Annotated in this window: 16 protein-coding genes; 7 read left to right on the forward strand and 9 right to left on the reverse strand. The window is 60.3% G+C overall.

Annotated elements, in window-relative coordinates; translation table 11 throughout:
* Positions 1-51: 51 nt before the first annotated feature.
* Complete coding sequence (locus ACYZT8_RS22055; protein WP_461975916.1) at positions 52-519, reverse strand: TlpA disulfide reductase family protein; 468 nt, start codon at positions 517-519, stop codon at positions 52-54.
* A 115-nt stretch (positions 520-634) separates the two neighbouring features.
* Between ACYZT8_RS22055 and arsC the strand changes: the two genes are divergently transcribed.
* From arsC to ACYZT8_RS22070, 3 genes are read left to right on the forward strand one after another with little or no spacing between them, the layout of a single operon-like run.
* Positions 635-988 (forward strand): arsenate reductase (glutaredoxin), encoded by a 354-nt coding sequence (gene arsC / locus ACYZT8_RS22060; protein ID WP_461975918.1) that lies wholly within the window; start codon positions 635-637, stop codon positions 986-988.
* Positions 985-1581, forward strand: coding sequence for an NAD(P)H:quinone oxidoreductase (gene wrbA / locus ACYZT8_RS22065; protein ID WP_109633953.1), 597 nt, complete (start codon positions 985-987; stop codon positions 1579-1581). Before arsC ends, wrbA begins: the two co-directional genes overlap by 4 nt.
* 1 nt (position 1582) lies before the next feature.
* Entirely contained in the window at positions 1583-2008 is a 426-nt protein-coding gene (locus ACYZT8_RS22070) for a DUF2069 domain-containing protein (RefSeq protein ID WP_461975920.1), read from the forward strand.
* A gap of 115 nt (positions 2009-2123) precedes the next feature.
* Here ACYZT8_RS22070 and ACYZT8_RS22075 read toward each other — a convergent pair whose 3' ends face one another.
* On the reverse strand, positions 2124-2798 hold the full coding sequence (locus ACYZT8_RS22075) for a DNA-3-methyladenine glycosylase I (protein WP_461975922.1): 675 nt from the start codon (positions 2796-2798) through the stop codon (positions 2124-2126).
* Positions 2799-2929: 131 nt separating this feature from the next.
* Positions 2930-3754 carry a tRNA 2-thiocytidine(32) synthetase TtcA gene (ttcA, locus tag ACYZT8_RS22080; RefSeq protein ID WP_403105963.1) on the reverse strand — a complete coding sequence of 275 codons (825 nt, stop codon included), beginning with the start codon at positions 3752-3754 and terminating at the stop codon, positions 2930-2932.
* A 439-nt stretch (positions 3755-4193) separates the two neighbouring features.
* Here ttcA and ACYZT8_RS22085 point away from each other — a divergent pair, with 439 nt between their 5' ends.
* On the forward strand, positions 4194-4796 hold the full coding sequence (locus ACYZT8_RS22085) for a Yip1 family protein (RefSeq protein WP_010457124.1): 603 nt from the start codon (positions 4194-4196) through the stop codon (positions 4794-4796).
* A 150-nt stretch (positions 4797-4946) separates the two neighbouring features.
* Positions 4947-5441, forward strand: coding sequence for a SprT family zinc-dependent metalloprotease (locus ACYZT8_RS22090; RefSeq protein ID WP_010457127.1), 495 nt, complete (start codon positions 4947-4949; stop codon positions 5439-5441).
* A gap of 109 nt (positions 5442-5550) precedes the next feature.
* Here ACYZT8_RS22090 and ACYZT8_RS22095 read toward each other — a convergent pair whose 3' ends face one another.
* Both ACYZT8_RS22095 and ACYZT8_RS22100 read right to left on the reverse strand, forming a co-directional pair.
* Positions 5551-6732 (reverse strand): CaiB/BaiF CoA transferase family protein, encoded by a 1182-nt coding sequence (locus ACYZT8_RS22095; protein WP_461975925.1) that lies wholly within the window; start codon positions 6730-6732, stop codon positions 5551-5553.
* 144 nt (positions 6733-6876) lie between these two features.
* Positions 6877-8211 (reverse strand): dicarboxylate/amino acid:cation symporter, encoded by a 1335-nt coding sequence (locus ACYZT8_RS22100; protein ID WP_074879147.1) that lies wholly within the window; start codon positions 8209-8211, stop codon positions 6877-6879.
* A 339-nt stretch (positions 8212-8550) separates the two neighbouring features.
* On the opposite strand from ACYZT8_RS22100, the gene ACYZT8_RS22105 reads away from it, so the two are divergent.
* On the forward strand, positions 8551-9549 hold the full coding sequence (locus tag ACYZT8_RS22105; RefSeq protein WP_461975927.1) for an AraC family transcriptional regulator: 999 nt from the start codon (positions 8551-8553) through the stop codon (positions 9547-9549).
* 145 nt (positions 9550-9694) lie between these two features.
* Here ACYZT8_RS22105 and ACYZT8_RS22110 read toward each other — a convergent pair whose 3' ends face one another.
* From ACYZT8_RS22110 to ACYZT8_RS22125, 4 genes are all read right to left on the reverse strand, one after another.
* On the reverse strand, positions 9695-10054 hold the full coding sequence (locus ACYZT8_RS22110) for a DUF6124 family protein (protein ID WP_461975929.1): 360 nt from the start codon (positions 10052-10054) through the stop codon (positions 9695-9697).
* Positions 10055-10556: 502 nt separating this feature from the next.
* The gene (locus tag ACYZT8_RS22115; RefSeq protein WP_461975931.1) at positions 10557-11903 is read right to left on the reverse strand and encodes an ATP-binding protein; all 1347 of its coding nucleotides are present in this window, start codon (positions 11901-11903) and stop codon (positions 10557-10559) included.
* Positions 11900-12577 (reverse strand): response regulator, encoded by a 678-nt coding sequence (locus ACYZT8_RS22120; RefSeq protein WP_461975933.1) that lies wholly within the window; start codon positions 12575-12577, stop codon positions 11900-11902. The genes ACYZT8_RS22115 and ACYZT8_RS22120 overlap by 4 nt, the downstream gene beginning before the upstream one ends.
* 164 nt (positions 12578-12741) lie before the next feature.
* Entirely contained in the window at positions 12742-13344 is a 603-nt protein-coding gene (locus tag ACYZT8_RS22125) for a hypothetical protein (RefSeq protein ID WP_461975935.1), read from the reverse strand.
* A 280-nt stretch (positions 13345-13624) separates the two neighbouring features.
* Here ACYZT8_RS22125 and ACYZT8_RS22130 point away from each other — a divergent pair, with 280 nt between their 5' ends.
* Entirely contained in the window at positions 13625-14350 is a 726-nt protein-coding gene (locus ACYZT8_RS22130) for a 4'-phosphopantetheinyl transferase family protein (RefSeq protein ID WP_461975937.1), read from the forward strand.
* The last annotated feature ends 27 nt before the right edge of the window (positions 14351-14377 follow it).

Below are 14377 nucleotides of genomic sequence, written 5' to 3' on the forward strand. Positions count from 1 at the left end.
GCTTCGCAGCCCAGCGGGAGCAAGCTCCCTCGCCACAAGAGCTGTGCGCAGTCAGTAGACGGCCTGTAACGCCTTAAGCTTCTCCATCACCCCCGCCGCTGTCTGCTCGCCCATCAACTGCTCGCGCACCTTGCCCTTGTTATCGATGATGTACGTCACCGGCAACGCCTCGCTGCGCGGCAACTCGAAAAGATCCGCTGGGTCTGACGCCAGCACAGTGAACTTGATCCCCAGTTTCTCACTGGCGCTTTTCAGCTCTTCCCCCTGCACATTGTCGAAATTGACCCCGAACACACCAATCTTCTTGTCCTTCAGCTGATCGGCCAGCGCATTCAACTCCGGGATCTCGGTACGGCACGGGCCACACCATTCGGCCCAGTAGTTGAGCACCACCCATTGTTTGTCCAGACGTTCGGCGGCGACTTTCTGGCCGTTCTGGTCGATGCCATAGTCGTTGCCACAGCCCCCCAGCATCAACGCCCCCATGATCGCCAATGCTGCTGCCAGTCGTCTTGTCATGTCTTGATCCTTGTTCAAAATTGAATGCGCCTGCGACCCATCGCCTCCCCGAGGTTCTGGATTGCGCGCTGCACAGTTAGAATAGCCGCCACCTTACGCAAGATGCGACCCGCACATGACCGATCCGACGCTTTATCACAATCCGCGCTGCTCGAAATCCCGCGGTGCGCTCGAACTGCTGGAAGCCCGTGGCCTGACGCCGACCGTGGTCCGCTACCTGGAAACCCCGCTGGACGCCGCGCAAATCCAGAGCCTGCTGACCAAACTCGGCATCAGCGCCCGGCAACTGCTGCGCACCGGCGAGGACGAGTACAAAACCCTCAACCTGGCGGACAGCAGCTTGAGCGAGGCGCAATTGATCGCCGCCATCGCCGCCAATCCGAAACTCATGGAGCGACCGATTCTCGAAGTCGGTGACAAAGCCGTCATCGGCCGTCCGCCGGAGAATGTGCTGGAGTTGCTGCCGTGAGTGCGCCGTACATTCTGGTTTTGTATTACAGCCGCAGCGGCTCGACCAATGAGATGGCCCGGCAGATTGCCCGGGGCGTCGAGCAGGCCGGGATGGAAGCGCGTCTGCGCACGGTCCCGCCAATCTCTACCGAATGCGAAGCCGTGTCGCCGGACATTCCCGACGAAGGAGCGTTGTACGCCAGCCTCGACGACCTGAAGAACTGCGCGGGCCTGGCCATGGGCAGCCCGACCCGGTTCGGCAACATGGCGGCGCCGCTCAAGTACTTCCTCGACGGCACCAGCAATCTTTGGCTGACGGGTGCTCTGGTGGGCAAACCGGCCGGGGTGTTCACCTCCACAGCGAGCCTGCACGGCGGTCAGGAAACCACGCTGCTGTCGATGATGTTGCCGCTGCTGCACCACGGCATGCTGATCACCGGCCTGCCTTACAGCGAGTCGGCGCTGCTGGAAACCCGTGGTGGCGGCACGCCGTATGGCGCAAGTCATCACGCCGGGGCGGATGGCAAAAGCGGTTTGAATGAACATGAAGTCGCGCTGTGCCGGGCCTTGGGCCTGCGTCTGGCGAAGACTGCGCAAAAACTGGGGAACTGACGTGGCGAAAAAGCCGAAGATTCTGCCCTCCATCGAGTGGCTCGAACCGCGGGTCCGGGCGATGCGCATTATCAGCCTGCTGTGTTTTTTCGGGCTGGTGGGGCTGCTGTGCGCCTATTACCTGGTATTCGCCGACCTGCACGGCGCCCGGCCGTGGGTGATTTTGCTGATCGAACTGGTGCCGCTGCTGTTGCTGGCGCCGGGGATGATCATCGGCAGCGCACGCGGGCATTCGTGGATGTGTTTTGTGGTGAACCTGTATTTCATCAAGGGAGCATTGGCTGCGTATGACCCGAACCGGCAGCTGTTTGGCTTGCTGGAAATGGGCGCGAGCCTGGCGGTGTTCTGTTCGGCGCTGCTGTATGTGCGGTGGCGGTTTCAGTTGAATCGCAAGTTGGCTGGCGAGGGCGAGATCAGCGTCGCCTGACAGGACGCCATCGCGGGCAAGCCCGCTCCCACAGGTATTGGTTTTGAACACAAGACTTGTGAACAACTCCGATCACTGTGGGAGCGGGCTTGCCCGCGATGCGGTCAACTCGGTGTCAATGATTGGCGGTGTACGCGAGCATCATCGAAATCTGGCTCATCGGCCGCCCACCACTCTGTTCATGCCACTGGTTGAACACGCCCTGCACCGTGGCCAGATCCCGCTGGCTGGTCGGCACCTTGTCGACGATCTTCTGCGCGTTCAACGCCGCGACCACGTCGTAACTCGGCACGAACGTGTCCTTGCCGACCATGCGCAAGAAGCGCGGTGCCGACAACCCGCCCAATTGATGGCCGCGCTTTTTCAGGTACGTCCACAGCCCGACGATGTCCGTCACCGGCCAATCGGCGATCAACGCGCCGAAACTGCCCCTCTCATGTGCCTCGTCCAGGATGAACTGCGCATTGCGCGGCACGCTCTTGAGCTTGCCCAGATGGCGGATGATCCGCGCGTCCTGCATCAAGCGTTCAAGGTGTTCGGCGCTCATCAGCACGACCTTTTCCGGGTCGAACTTGAAGAACACTTCTTCGAACGACGGCCACTTGGCGTCCACCAGGCTGTGCTTGAGCCCGGCGCGGAATACGCGCAGCGCCATGGTCGAGAGGTAGCGGTCGTCGCTGATCTTGCGCAATTGCGCCGGGGTCTTGGGAACGGGCAGATGGGCTTCCAGTTCAGCTGCCGAGCCGAAGCGGTTCAGACAGTATTCGTGCAGCCACTTGTAATCGCGCATGCCCTCTCCTGATGAATAAGTGAATAGACCCCTGTGGGAGCCAGCCTGCTGGCGATGGCGGTGAGTCAGTCAACAATGATGTGTCTGACCCACCGCCATCGCCAGCAGGCTGGCTCCCACAGTGATTGTGTTTAGAGGTTGACCACGTTGACGAACCGCGACATGGCGGTTTCGTCGATCTTGAGGCTGGTGAAGTCAAACAGATTGCGATCCGCCAGTTGCGACGGTTGCACGTTCTGCAAGCTGCGGAAAATGCTTTCGGTACGCCCCGGGGTCTTGCGTTCCCACTCTTGCAGCATGTCCTTGACCACCTGACGTTGCAGGTTTTCCTGGGAGCCGCAGAGATTGCACGGAATGATCGGGAATTGCTTGAAGTCCGAGTAGGCCTGGATGTCTTTTTCGTTGCAGTACGCCAGCGGGCGGATCACCACGTTGCGGCCGTCGTCGGCACGCAGCTTGGGTGGCATGGCCTTGAGCGAACCGTTGAAGAACATGTTGAGGAAGAACGTCTCGACGATGTCGTCGCGGTGGTGACCGAGGGCCATTTTGGTCGCGCCAATTTCGTCGGCAAAGGTGTAGAGCGTGCCGCGACGCAGGCGCGAGCACAGCGAACAGGTGGTCTTGCCTTCCGGGATCAGCTCCTTGACCACCGAATAGGTGTCTTTCTCGACGATGTGGTACTCGATGCCCAGCTCTTTGAGGTAGGCCGGCAGCACGTGTTCCGGGAAGCCTGGTTGTTTCTGATCCATGTTCACGGCCACGATCTCGAACTTGATCGGAGCGACCTTCTGCAAATGCAAGAGCACGTCGAGCAGGGTGTAACTGTCCTTGCCACCGGACAGGCAGACCATGACCTTGTCGCCGTCTTCAATCATGTTGAAATCGGCAACAGCCTCACCCGCCTGGCGGCGAAGGCGCTTTTGCAGTTTGTTCTGGTTGACCGTGAGAGTGCCCATGACGCGAAATCCGTGAGGTGTGACGAAAGGCCGGCATTTTACGCAAAAACCCTGCATCGGCGAAGTACCTGGCGACGGCACTTTATCTGAACTGAGCATACCCCTGTGGCGAGGGAGCTTGCTCCCGCTGGGTCGCGAAGCGGCCCCGGAACCATCCTGTCCCATTGTGTCAGGCAAGCCCCGTCGGCCGTTTTTGCGACTGCTGCGCAGCCGAGCGGGAGCAAGCTCCCTCGCCACAATGGTTGCGCAAGACCCTACGGCGATTAACAGCAGTGTTTACAGCGCAATTTGCTCTAACGCCCTGCAACCCGCGTCGTTAAGACCTTTCTATACTGCGACATAAGGTCGCACACATATTCAGACCTATTACTTACTTGGCCACTTTGGCCTGTAGGCGCTCCACTGGGGGGCGACGGTAAAAACAAGAGGAGTGACTGGCATGATCCATCACGTAGTGGGGCTCTTCACCCACCCCGACCAGGAATGGAAAGAAATCCGTGGCGACCAAGAGGAAAGCATCAGCCACATGTACCTGACTCACACGCTGATTCTGGCGGCGATCCCCGCTGTGTCGGCGTTTATCGGCACCACTCAGGTCGGCTGGGTCATCGGCAACCGGGCGCCGGTGATGTTGACCCAGGAAAGCGCGCTATGGATGACGATCATGTCGTACCTGGCGATGCTCGGCGGTGTTGCGGTCATGGGCGCATTCATCCACTGGATGGCCCGTACCTATGACGCCAATCCAAGTCTGGCCCGCTGCGTTGCATTTGCGACCTATACCGCGACCCCGCTGTTCATCGGCGGCCTGGCGGCGCTGTACCCACACATGTGGCTGGGGATGATCGTCGGGACGGCGGCCATCTGCTACACGGTGTATTTGCTGTATGTGGGGCTACCCACTTTCATGAACATTCCATCAGACGAGGGCTTCCTGTTTTCCAGTTCGGTGCTTGCCGTAGGCCTGGTGGTGCTGGTCGCCATCATGGCGTTTACAGTGATTGTGTGGGGACTCGGCGTGGGGCCGGTCTATACCAATTAGCAACACATCACCCAAAAACAAGATCTGCCAACACAGGCCGCCGCAAGGCGGCCTTCTAATGTGTGAGGGGGTAATGACCATTCGGCGCCTCGGCGATTCGCAAGGCCCCGGCGTTGCGGCATACTCGACGTCTCTGGAGATCCATCAAGCATGCCCGAGCAACTCAATACCCGCGTCGAAGACTGTTACCAATTAGCCGAATCCTTTTTCAAACGAACTTTCAAACGCCCCGTGGTGAGCCTCAAGCTGCGCGGTCAAAAAGCCGGTGTCGCGCATTTGCACGAGAACCTGCTGCGCTTCAATCCGCAGCTGTACCGGGAAAACACTGAGGACTTCCTCAAGCAGACCGTGGCCCACGAAGTGGCCCACCTGATCGCCCATCAACTGTTTGGCGACCGCATTCAACCCCACGGCGAAGAGTGGCAATTGATCATGCGTGGCGTGTACGAGCTGCCGCCCAATCGCTGCCACACCTACGACGTCAAACGCCGCAGCGTGACCCGCTACATCTACAAATGCCCGTGCGTTGACAGCGATTTCCCGTTTTCCGCGCAGCGCCATGGTCTGGTGCGGCAGGGGCGGCGGTATTTGTGTCGGCGGTGCCGGAGTACGTTGGTGTTTAGCGGAGAGATGCGGGTCGAGTGACAGCATGATCGTTCCCACGCTCTGCGTGGGAATGCCGCCATGGACGCTCCGCGTCCACTGTGACGCAGAGCGTCACGGGATGCATTCCCACGCGGAGCGTGGGAACGATCTAAGTAACGACCCTGGTTCGGCGTAACTCCTCGATCCGTTCTGCGCTATACCCCAACTCCCCCAATACCTGATCCGTATGCTGCCCCAGTGCTGCGCCGATATGCCGCGGCTCAGGCAACCCCTCGGAAAACTTCAGCGGGCAGGCCATTTGCGCCTGCATAGAACCATCCCCCCGTGGCACCTCTGTCACCAACTCGCGCGCCTGCAACTGCGGATGCTGCACCGCCTCACCCAAACTCAGCACCGGCTCTACACACGCATCTACCCCGGCAAACAACTCGCACAGCTGCGCAAAGTCATGCTTCTCGAATTCGGCTTTCAACTCATTCTTCAGCGCCTGTTGCTCGGCGGGCTTGGGTGACAGGCCCTTGGCCGCCAGTTCCGGCCGCCCCAGCGCCGTACACAGCTGCTGCATGAAGACCGGCTCCAGGCTGCCCACCGATAACCAACGCCCGTCCCGCGAACGGTAATAGTCGTAGAAACTGCCACCATTGAGCATCTGATCTTCCCTGTCCGGCTCGACGCCACAGGCCAGATACCCGGCGCCGGCCATGGCGTTCAGGCTGAAGGCGCAGTCGGTCATGCTCACATCCAGATGCTGCCCTACTCCGCTTTGCTGCCGGGCGATCACCGCCGCCAGCAACCCGATCACGCCGTGCAGCGAACCTCCGGCGACATCCGCCACCTGCATGCCCAACGGTAACGGCCCACTCTCGGTACGGCCGGTGTAGCTCGCCAGTCCAGCCAGCGCCAGGTAGTTGATGTCGTGGCCGGCGCGGTCCTTGTAGGGGCCAGTCTGGCCGTAACCGGTAATCGACACGTAGATCAACCGTGGATTGATCGCCTTCAAGGCTTCATAACCCAGACCCAGGCGTTCCATCACACCGGGGCGAAACTGCTCCAGCACGATGTCGTGGTCCGCCAGCAACTGCTTGATCACCTCCAGCGCTTCGGGCTGCTTGAGGTCCAGCGCCAGGCTGCGCTTGTTGCGATTGAGATAAGCGTGGCTGGCCGACACTCCGTGATCGTGCGGCGGCAGCACCCGGAGCAAATCCATGCGGGTCGGCGATTCGATGCGCAAGACTTCCGCGCCCATGTCCGCCAGCAACAAAGAGGCAAACGGCCCCGGCAGCAGTGTCGAGAAATCCAGAACCTTGAGTGATGCCAGTGGACCGGGCATGAGCGACCTCCGTGAACGATGCTTCCAGCCTAGGCAGGCAAACCCATTGCAGCAATCACCTGAAGTGTCAGCAACGGTGACCGTTACGCTCAAATCCCAGGCATGAAAAAACCCGCCGAAGCGGGTTTTTCAATGCAGATAGTCTTACTTGACGTTGCTTGGGGTTGGGCCTTCGGCCACACCCAGGTCGTCTACTTCACGCTCGTCGGAGATACCGCGACCGCCAGAAGCCAGCTCGACTTGCAGCTTGTCTTCATCCAGCTCTTTCACCCACTTGGCCACGACCAGGGTCGCAACAGCGTTACCAACGAGGTTGGTCAGCGCACGGGCTTCGGACATGAAGCGGTCGATACCGAGGATCAGCGCCAGGCCGGCCACCGGCAGAGTACCCACGGCCGACAGGGTGGCCGCCAACACGATGAAGCCACTGCCGGTCACGCCCGCAGCACCTTTGGAGGACAGCAACAGCACCAGCAGCAGAGTGATCTGGTGGGTGAGGTCCATTGGGGTATCAGTCGCCTGAGCGATAAACACAGCAGCCATGGTCAGGTAGATCGACGTACCGTCGAGGTTGAAGGAGTAACCCGTCGGGATCACCAGACCCACTACCGATTTATCCGCACCCAGGCGTTCCATTTTGATCAGCATGCGTGGCAGAGCCGATTCCGACGACGAAGTGCCCAGTACGATCAGCAGTTCTTCACGGATGTAGCGGATCAGCTTGAGTACGCTGAAACCGTGCGCGCGGCAGATGGCGCCCAGTACCAGAACCACAAACAGGATGCAGGTGATGTAGAAGCAGATCATCAGCTGACCGAGTTGCACCAGCGAACCGACACCGTAGGCACCGATGGTGAAGGCCATTGCACCGAATGCGCCGACTGGAGCGAGCTTCATGATCATGTTGATGATGTTGAACATCACGTGAGCAAAGCGATCGATGAAGTCCAGCACCGGCTTGCCGTATGCACCCAGGCGATGCAGGGCGAAACCGAAGATCACCGAGAACATCAGCACTTGCAGGATATCGCCGTTGGCGAAGGCGCCGACGATGGTGTTCGGGATCACGTTGAGGACAAAGGCGATGATGCTCTGGTCTTTACCGGCCGAGATGAAGCCAGCGATTTTGCTGGTGTCCAGGGTCGTCACGTCGATGTGCATGCCGGCGCCCGGTTGCACGACGTTGACCACGACCAGACCGATCAGCAAGGCAATGGTGGAAACGATTTCGAAGTACAGCAGCGCATAGCCGCCAGTTTTGCCGACCGACTTCATGTTCTGCATGCCGGCGATACCGCTGACGACCGTACAGAAGATGATTGGCGCGATGACCATTTTGATCAGTTTGATGAACCCGTCACCCAGCGGCTTGAGGGCCACACCGGTCTGCGGGTAGAAGTGACCGAGCAGGATGCCGATGGCAATAGCAACGATCACCTGGAAATACAGGGATTTGTACAGTGGCTGACGAGTCGTCATTGCAAAGTTCCTCAAGAGCGTCCCGCGACAACATCCATCTGTTGTCAACGACACCTCATTTGCGAACCCTCCTGCACTGGAGGGATTTGTTTTGTCGAGCTGCGCAACGGCAGGCATCTGCTGGTTGTATCGCAAGGCCCGTGCCACCTTCGTCAAAAAGCCTGCAAGCCTTTTGACATCAAGGGTTACAGGTTTTTCTGGGTCACTGTTCGGTTACATTGGGGTGGCGGATTTCCGCCCTTCGGCTAAATCACATCCTGCAATTTGGCGGATATCCGCCTTGTTCATCGTCGGCCACCACGGCTACCATCCGACGCTCAATGGACGGACCTGCCTGCTATGCGCGAACGCACTATCGCCAGTCATTTCGCCCGTGCCGCCCTCGGTGGCGCGCGCCGGTTGGGTTATGACTATTCTGATTTGCTGCAACAACTCGGCATCAGCCCCGAGTTGCTGGAGGAGCCGCGTGCGCGGATCGCGCCGGAGCAGTTCACGCGATTGATCCAGGGTTTGTGGCTTGCGCTCGACGACGAGTACCTCGGTTTCGGGCCGGCGCCCAGTAAAACCGGCACCTTCGCGATGATGTGCCACGCCGTGATCCACTGCCGCAGCCTCGATAAGGCGCTGCAACGCGGCTTATTGTTTTATAGCCTGTTCCCCGACGGTCCCCGCCTGACCCTGACCCGCGAAGACGATATGATCCGCCTGAGCCTCGATGATTCGAAGTTCCGGGACCCGGACCATTTCCTCACCGAAAGCCAGCTGATGGTGTGGCATCGCCTCGGCAGCTGGCTGATCGGCCAGCGCATTCGGCTGGAGCAGGCGACGTTCAGTTATCCACGGCCCGAGCACGGTGCCGAATACGACTTGCTGTTCCCCTGCCCCCTGGTGTTTTCCACGGAGCAAAGCAGCCTGCTGTTTCACAGCCGCTACCTGAACATGCCGTTGTTGCAGGACGAACGCACCCTCAAACACTTCCTCCAACACTCCCCCGCCGACCTGCTGTCGCGCCCGGATGACGGCGACAGCCTGAGCAGTCAATTGCGCCGTTTGCTTAGCCGCGACAGTTCACGCTGGCCGGACCTCGAAGCGGTGGCCGCGCACCTGCACATCAGCCCGCAGACCTTGCGCCGGCACTTGCGAGAGGAAGGGTCGAGTTTTCAGGAATTGAAGGATCAATTGCGCCGGGACATTGCGATCTATCACCTGGGGCGTGCGGATCTGTCGTTGCAGCAGATCGCCGAGCAACTGGGGTTTTCCGAGCCTTCGGCGTTTCATCGGGCGTTCAAGAAGTGGACCGGGTTGACGCCTGGGGCCTATCGCGCGCAAGAGAACTGAATCTTCGGTTGATGATCGTTCCCACGCTCCGCGTGGGAATGCAGCCCGGGACGCTCCGCGTCCCTGCCGAAGCGGACGCGGAGCGTCCATTGAGGCATTCCCACGCGGACGGTTCGACGCCTCGACGTGGGAACGATCAGCCCGATTAACCCTGCGGATCAAAATTATCCAGCATCCGGTTGACTGCCAACTCCCCCAACATGACGGAGTGCTGGATGCCGAGCAGGGTATGGCGCTGCGGGCCATCCAGCTGCCCCGCGAAATCACTCAACATCACACTCGCTGACGCCAAAGTCTCACAGGCGTTGACCAGCAAGGTTTCGTTATCGGTGTCGGGCCCGACGAAGTAGATCGTGCTGGGTTTGCGCGGAGTGTCTTTGGGAATGACCGGTTTGAGGTAGTAGTCGAGGGCGCGGTCGGCGGCTTCGTTGAGTTTTTTTGAGTCGGTGGTTTCGTACGGGGAAACGTCGTCGGTTTCTGGTGGGTTGGGCGTAATTTTGAACATGTGAAGCTCCGTGATTGGTTGAGCCACCACGACCTATCGCTAAACAAGTAAAGGTGGCGGCTGTACGCAGGTTAGCGATCCGGGACACAGAAACCCCGGGTAGACCTCGAAGGTCTCCCACGCACAGCCACCATTACGCGAATTGCAGGCATTAGAAACTGCAATCAAACTTGGGCGCTTTTGCGTCTGTGTAGGGGATCGGATCGCTAAACCCGATCGCTGATTCGTCAGCGACCCGGAAACGATAGAGCCCACGCCCCAGGCGCACAAGCCGGCGGATTCTGGCGTAGTCGTAGGCAGCGGCGCAAGGATGTGTAGCCTGAATGAAGTGTCTGGAGATGACTTTTAAACAACGCGTTTTATGATCGTTCCCACGTCGAGGCGTCGAACCGTCCGCGTGGGAATGCCTCAAGGGACGCTCCGCGTTCCAGCTCTGGAAAGGGACGCGGAGCGTCCCGGGCTGCATTCCCACGCAGAGCGTGGGAACGATCGTTACGCGTGGTCAAACCACCGGAAAATGAATCCGGAACGCCGCGCCGCCCATCGACGAATCCCCGAGCGTCAGCTTCGCGCTGTAGCTCTCGATAATGTCCTTCACCACCGCCAGCCCAATCCCCTGCCCCGGATGCTGTCGGTCCAGCCGCTCGCCCCTTTGCAGAATCCGCGCCCGCTGGTCCGGCGGCACACCCGGCCCGTCATCTTCAACGCACAACTCAATGCCGCTCAGGGTTTCGCGCACGCTGATGCGCACTTCGCTCAGGCACAGGCGATAGGCGTTTTCCAGCAGGTTGCCCATCATTTCCAGCAAGGCGCCCTGCTCGATTGGCACGTAGCACTGATCCGGCAGGTCGAAAGCGACGCGCACGCGTTTGTCGCGGTAGACCTTGTCCAGCGTGTCGCACAGGCTTTGCAGCACCGGTTGCAGGCGCACCTGGTGGCGCACCAGACCGCTTTTGCGCAGGCTGGCGCGTTGCAGTTGATAGCCGATCTGCTGGCTCATGCGTTCGATCTGGGTTTGCAGCACCCAGGCCTGATCGCGGTTTTCCGGGCGTTGGGCCATGTCTTCACTGACGCCTTGCAGCACGGTCAGCGGGGTTTTCAGGCTGTGGGCCAGGTCGTCGAGGGAATCGCGGTAGCGGCTGCGCTGTTCGCGTTCGCTGTGCAGCAAGCGGTTGAGGGAGCCGGTCAGGCGCAGCAGTTCGCGTGGGTGTTGTTCGCTGAGGCTTTCGCGGGCGCCGCTTTCGATTTCGTCGAGTTCCTGACTGAGTCGGCGCAAGGCCTGCAACCCCCAGGTCAGGCCGATCCACAGCAGCGCCAGCAGCACCAGCAATGCGGCGCCGAAACCGAGGTAGAGGTTTTCGCGCAGGCCTTCAAGGGTGACTTCGTATTCGCGCACCGGTTGCAGGGCGACGATGCTGAACGCCGCGCTTTTGCCGCCGAGCAGTTTGACTTCGACGTCATAGACGAAGAATTCCTGACCGTCGGCCTCGCGAATACGCGCGAATTCGTTGCCGCGTCCGTCGTAACGCGGTTTGTAGTTGATCTTCTCTTCGCGGGTGGCTTTCGAGCGCCACACCAGGTGACCTTCGCGGTCATAGATGTAGCCGACCAGGCGGCTGTCGGTCAGGTTGAAGCGCTCATCGGGCAACTGCGCCGGCATTTGCAGGGAGTTGTTTTCCACCCGCGCCGCGGAGATCAGCGTGGTGACGTCCGATGCCAGGCGCTGCTCGATGGAATCCTGCAACGCCAGGCTGAACGCGCCCTGCATCGCTGGCAGCAACGCCAGCATGAACAGCACCGCCAGGATCGTGGCGGCAAGCATCAACCGGACACGAAGAGAACGAATCAAGTGCAGCGCTCATTGAACAGGTAGCCGAGGCCACGCACGGTGTCGATCGGCTTGAAACCGCCCGGGCCCTCGAGTTTGCGGCGCAGGCGGCCGACCAGCACTTCGATGACGTTCGGATCGCGCTCGTCGTCGTCCGGGTACAGCTGCTCCATCAAGCGGTCCTTGGCCACCACTTGCTGGTGATGCCGCATCAGGTACTCGAGGATTCGGTACTCGTACGCGGTCAGTGCCAGCGGTTGCTCATCAAGGGAGGCCTGTTTGCGATTGAGGTCGAGCAGCAGCGGCCCGGCGACGATGGTCGACTGGGTGAAACCGCTGGAGCGGCGCAGCAAGGCATTCAGGCGCGCGTCGAGCTCCTCGAACTGGAATGGCTTGACCACGTAATCATCGGCACCGGCGGCGAGGCCTTCGACCTTGTCCTGCCAGTTGCCGCGCGCGGTCAGGATCAGGATCGGGAAGGTCTTGCCGCCCGAGCGCAGTTGGCGGATCAGGTCGAGCCCGCTCATGCCCGGCAGGCCGAGGTCGATCACCGCCAGGTCGTGGTTGAACTGCTCGGTCTGGTACAGCGCCTCCTCGGCGTTGGCCACGGACTCGACCACATGGCCGCTGTCCGTCAGGCGGGTTTGCAGGTGATGGCGCAACAGCGCTTCATCTTCGACGACCAGCAGTTTCATAACGCTCTCCTAGGCAAATCGTTATCTCCAGCAGCATAGTTCTCAGTCACACCGCAGTACCCTGTGGGAGCGGGCTTGCCCGCGATGGCGATCTGCCTGACATATCAATAGTGAATGTGCCGCCGCCATCGCGGGCAAGCCCGCTCCCACAGGAGGTGCGCTTATCAGAAAGCGTAGTTCGCCGACAGGTACGTCTGGGCGCTGCTGGTCAGGTCCAGCGAACCCTGTTTGCTGCCACCGCGCTCGCTCATCTCGGTGCTGGCGTTGCTGCGCAGGTAACGGTAACCCATCTCGACCGAGGTGTTTTGCGACACTTGCTGCAACACGCCAACCTGGCCGCCGATGGCGTAACCGATATTGCTGTCGCGGCTGAAGCCTGGGGACTCCTGAGTCATTTTGGTCAGACCGGCCGTGGCACCGCCGAACAATTTGGTGCTGCCGCCCACCGGGTAGAACAGATCGTAGCTGCCCAACAGGTTTTCCTGACGCAGTTTAATGCCATTGTGCGAGCCCGACACGTTGTCGTAAGTGGCGTAGTAACGGCCCTGGCTGTTTTGCTGGCCCAGACGCACACCCCATGTGGTGTCCTTGCCGATCACGCCGTCGGCGTTCGGGCTGTTGAGGTTGTCGTTCAGGGCGTGGGACTTTTTGATCTTGTCGCTGGTCTGTCCAAGCGTAAGGCTGGCGAAATTGTCGTCGGAGGCGAAAGCAGCGGTGCTCGCGCCCAGGACGGTGAAAGCCAGAAGCAGTTTTTTGAAGTTAGTCATTGGGGAGTTTCCTCATGCGCTATTTGCTTTTTGGGTACGGGGCAAGGTTACGCAACCACCCCTGAACTCCTCCTGAACGCACTCTGAACCTGAGCTGAATCAAATCGGCTTGGCTGTGATCGTTCCCACGCTCCGCGTGGGAATGCAGCCCCGGACGCTCTGCGTCCCTCGCGGATGTGACGCAGAGCGTCACTGGATGCATTCCCACGCAGAGCGTAGGAACGATCAATCCAAACCTTTGCACTACCCAGCCTGATGGCAACCCGGCAAAATGCCCGTCATGAATCCCGCCCCCGCCCTACCTGTCTGCTGCACCCCGCTCGATGCCCATTGGCCGCTGCCGTTTGTGCTGCCTGACACGGTGCTGTTGAGCACGCACTTCGACACCTCGCAACTGGCCAGCGATGACTTCCAGCGCAGCGCCATCGAGCCGCCGGCGAGCATTCAGCGTTCAGTCGCCAAGCGTCAGGCCGAGTTTCTGGCCGGTCGGGTTTGCGCCCGGGCAGCGTTGCAACAGTTGGACGGGCTGAGTTTTACCCCGGCCATCGGTGAAGACCGGGCGCCGGTGTGGCCTGCGCATATCAGCGGCTCCATCACCCACAGCACCGGTCGGGCCGCGGCGATTGTGGCGAAGAAAGCTGATTGGCGTGGCTTGGGAATGGACCTGGAAAACCTGCTCAACCCTGAACGGGCCGAGCGCCTGGCCGGGGAAATCCTCACCCCGCCGGAGTTGCAGCGCATGACCGCGGGCCCTCGCGATCAGCTGGCGATGCTGGTGACGCTGACGTTTTCGGTGAAGGAAAGTTTGTTCAAGGCGCTGTATCCGATTGTTCAGCAGCGGTTTTATTTTGAACATGCCGAGGTGCTGGAATGGAGCGAGGCGGGTGAAGTGCGGTTGCGATTGCTGACTGATCTGTCCAGCGAATGGCGCAATGGCACAGAGTTGGAGGCGCAGTTTGGGGTGGTGGATGGGCAGTTGTTGAGTCTGGTCGGTATCAAGGCCTGAGGATTTGCGGTGTATTGAAGGGCCTCA

This window comes from Pseudomonas sp. LB3P93, from assembly GCF_054898025.1.

Bases quoted from the DNA above. Each gene is read 5' to 3' on its own strand.
- ACYZT8_RS22110 (WP_461975929.1), bottom strand. From the start codon at position 10,054: ATGTTCAAAATTACGCCCAACCCACCAGAAACCGACGACGTTTCCCCG.
- ACYZT8_RS22130 (WP_461975937.1), top strand. From the start codon at position 13,625: ATGAATCCCGCCCCCGCCCTACCTGTCTGCTGCACCCCGCTCGATGCC.
- ACYZT8_RS22090 (WP_010457127.1), top strand. From the start codon at position 4,947: ATGCCCGAGCAACTCAATACCCGCGTCGAAGACTGTTACCAATTAGCC.
- ACYZT8_RS22055 (WP_461975916.1), bottom strand. From the start codon at position 519: ATGACAAGACGACTGGCAGCAGCATTGGCGATCATGGGGGCGTTGATG.
- arsC (WP_461975918.1), top strand. From the start codon at position 635: ATGACCGATCCGACGCTTTATCACAATCCGCGCTGCTCGAAATCCCGC.
- ACYZT8_RS22105 (WP_461975927.1), top strand. From the start codon at position 8,551: ATGCGCGAACGCACTATCGCCAGTCATTTCGCCCGTGCCGCCCTCGGT.
- ttcA (WP_403105963.1), bottom strand. From the start codon at position 3,754: ATGGGCACTCTCACGGTCAACCAGAACAAACTGCAAAAGCGCCTTCGC.
- ACYZT8_RS22085 (WP_010457124.1), top strand. From the start codon at position 4,194: ATGATCCATCACGTAGTGGGGCTCTTCACCCACCCCGACCAGGAATGG.
- ACYZT8_RS22120 (WP_461975933.1), bottom strand. From the start codon at position 12,577: ATGAAACTGCTGGTCGTCGAAGATGAAGCGCTGTTGCGCCATCACCTG.
- ACYZT8_RS22100 (WP_074879147.1), bottom strand. From the start codon at position 8,211: ATGACGACTCGTCAGCCACTGTACAAATCCCTGTATTTCCAGGTGATC.
- ACYZT8_RS22095 (WP_461975925.1), bottom strand. From the start codon at position 6,732: ATGCCCGGTCCACTGGCATCACTCAAGGTTCTGGATTTCTCGACACTG.
- ACYZT8_RS22075 (WP_461975922.1), bottom strand. From the start codon at position 2,798: ATGCGCGATTACAAGTGGCTGCACGAATACTGTCTGAACCGCTTCGGC.
- ACYZT8_RS22125 (WP_461975935.1), bottom strand. From the start codon at position 13,344: ATGACTAACTTCAAAAAACTGCTTCTGGCTTTCACCGTCCTGGGCGCG.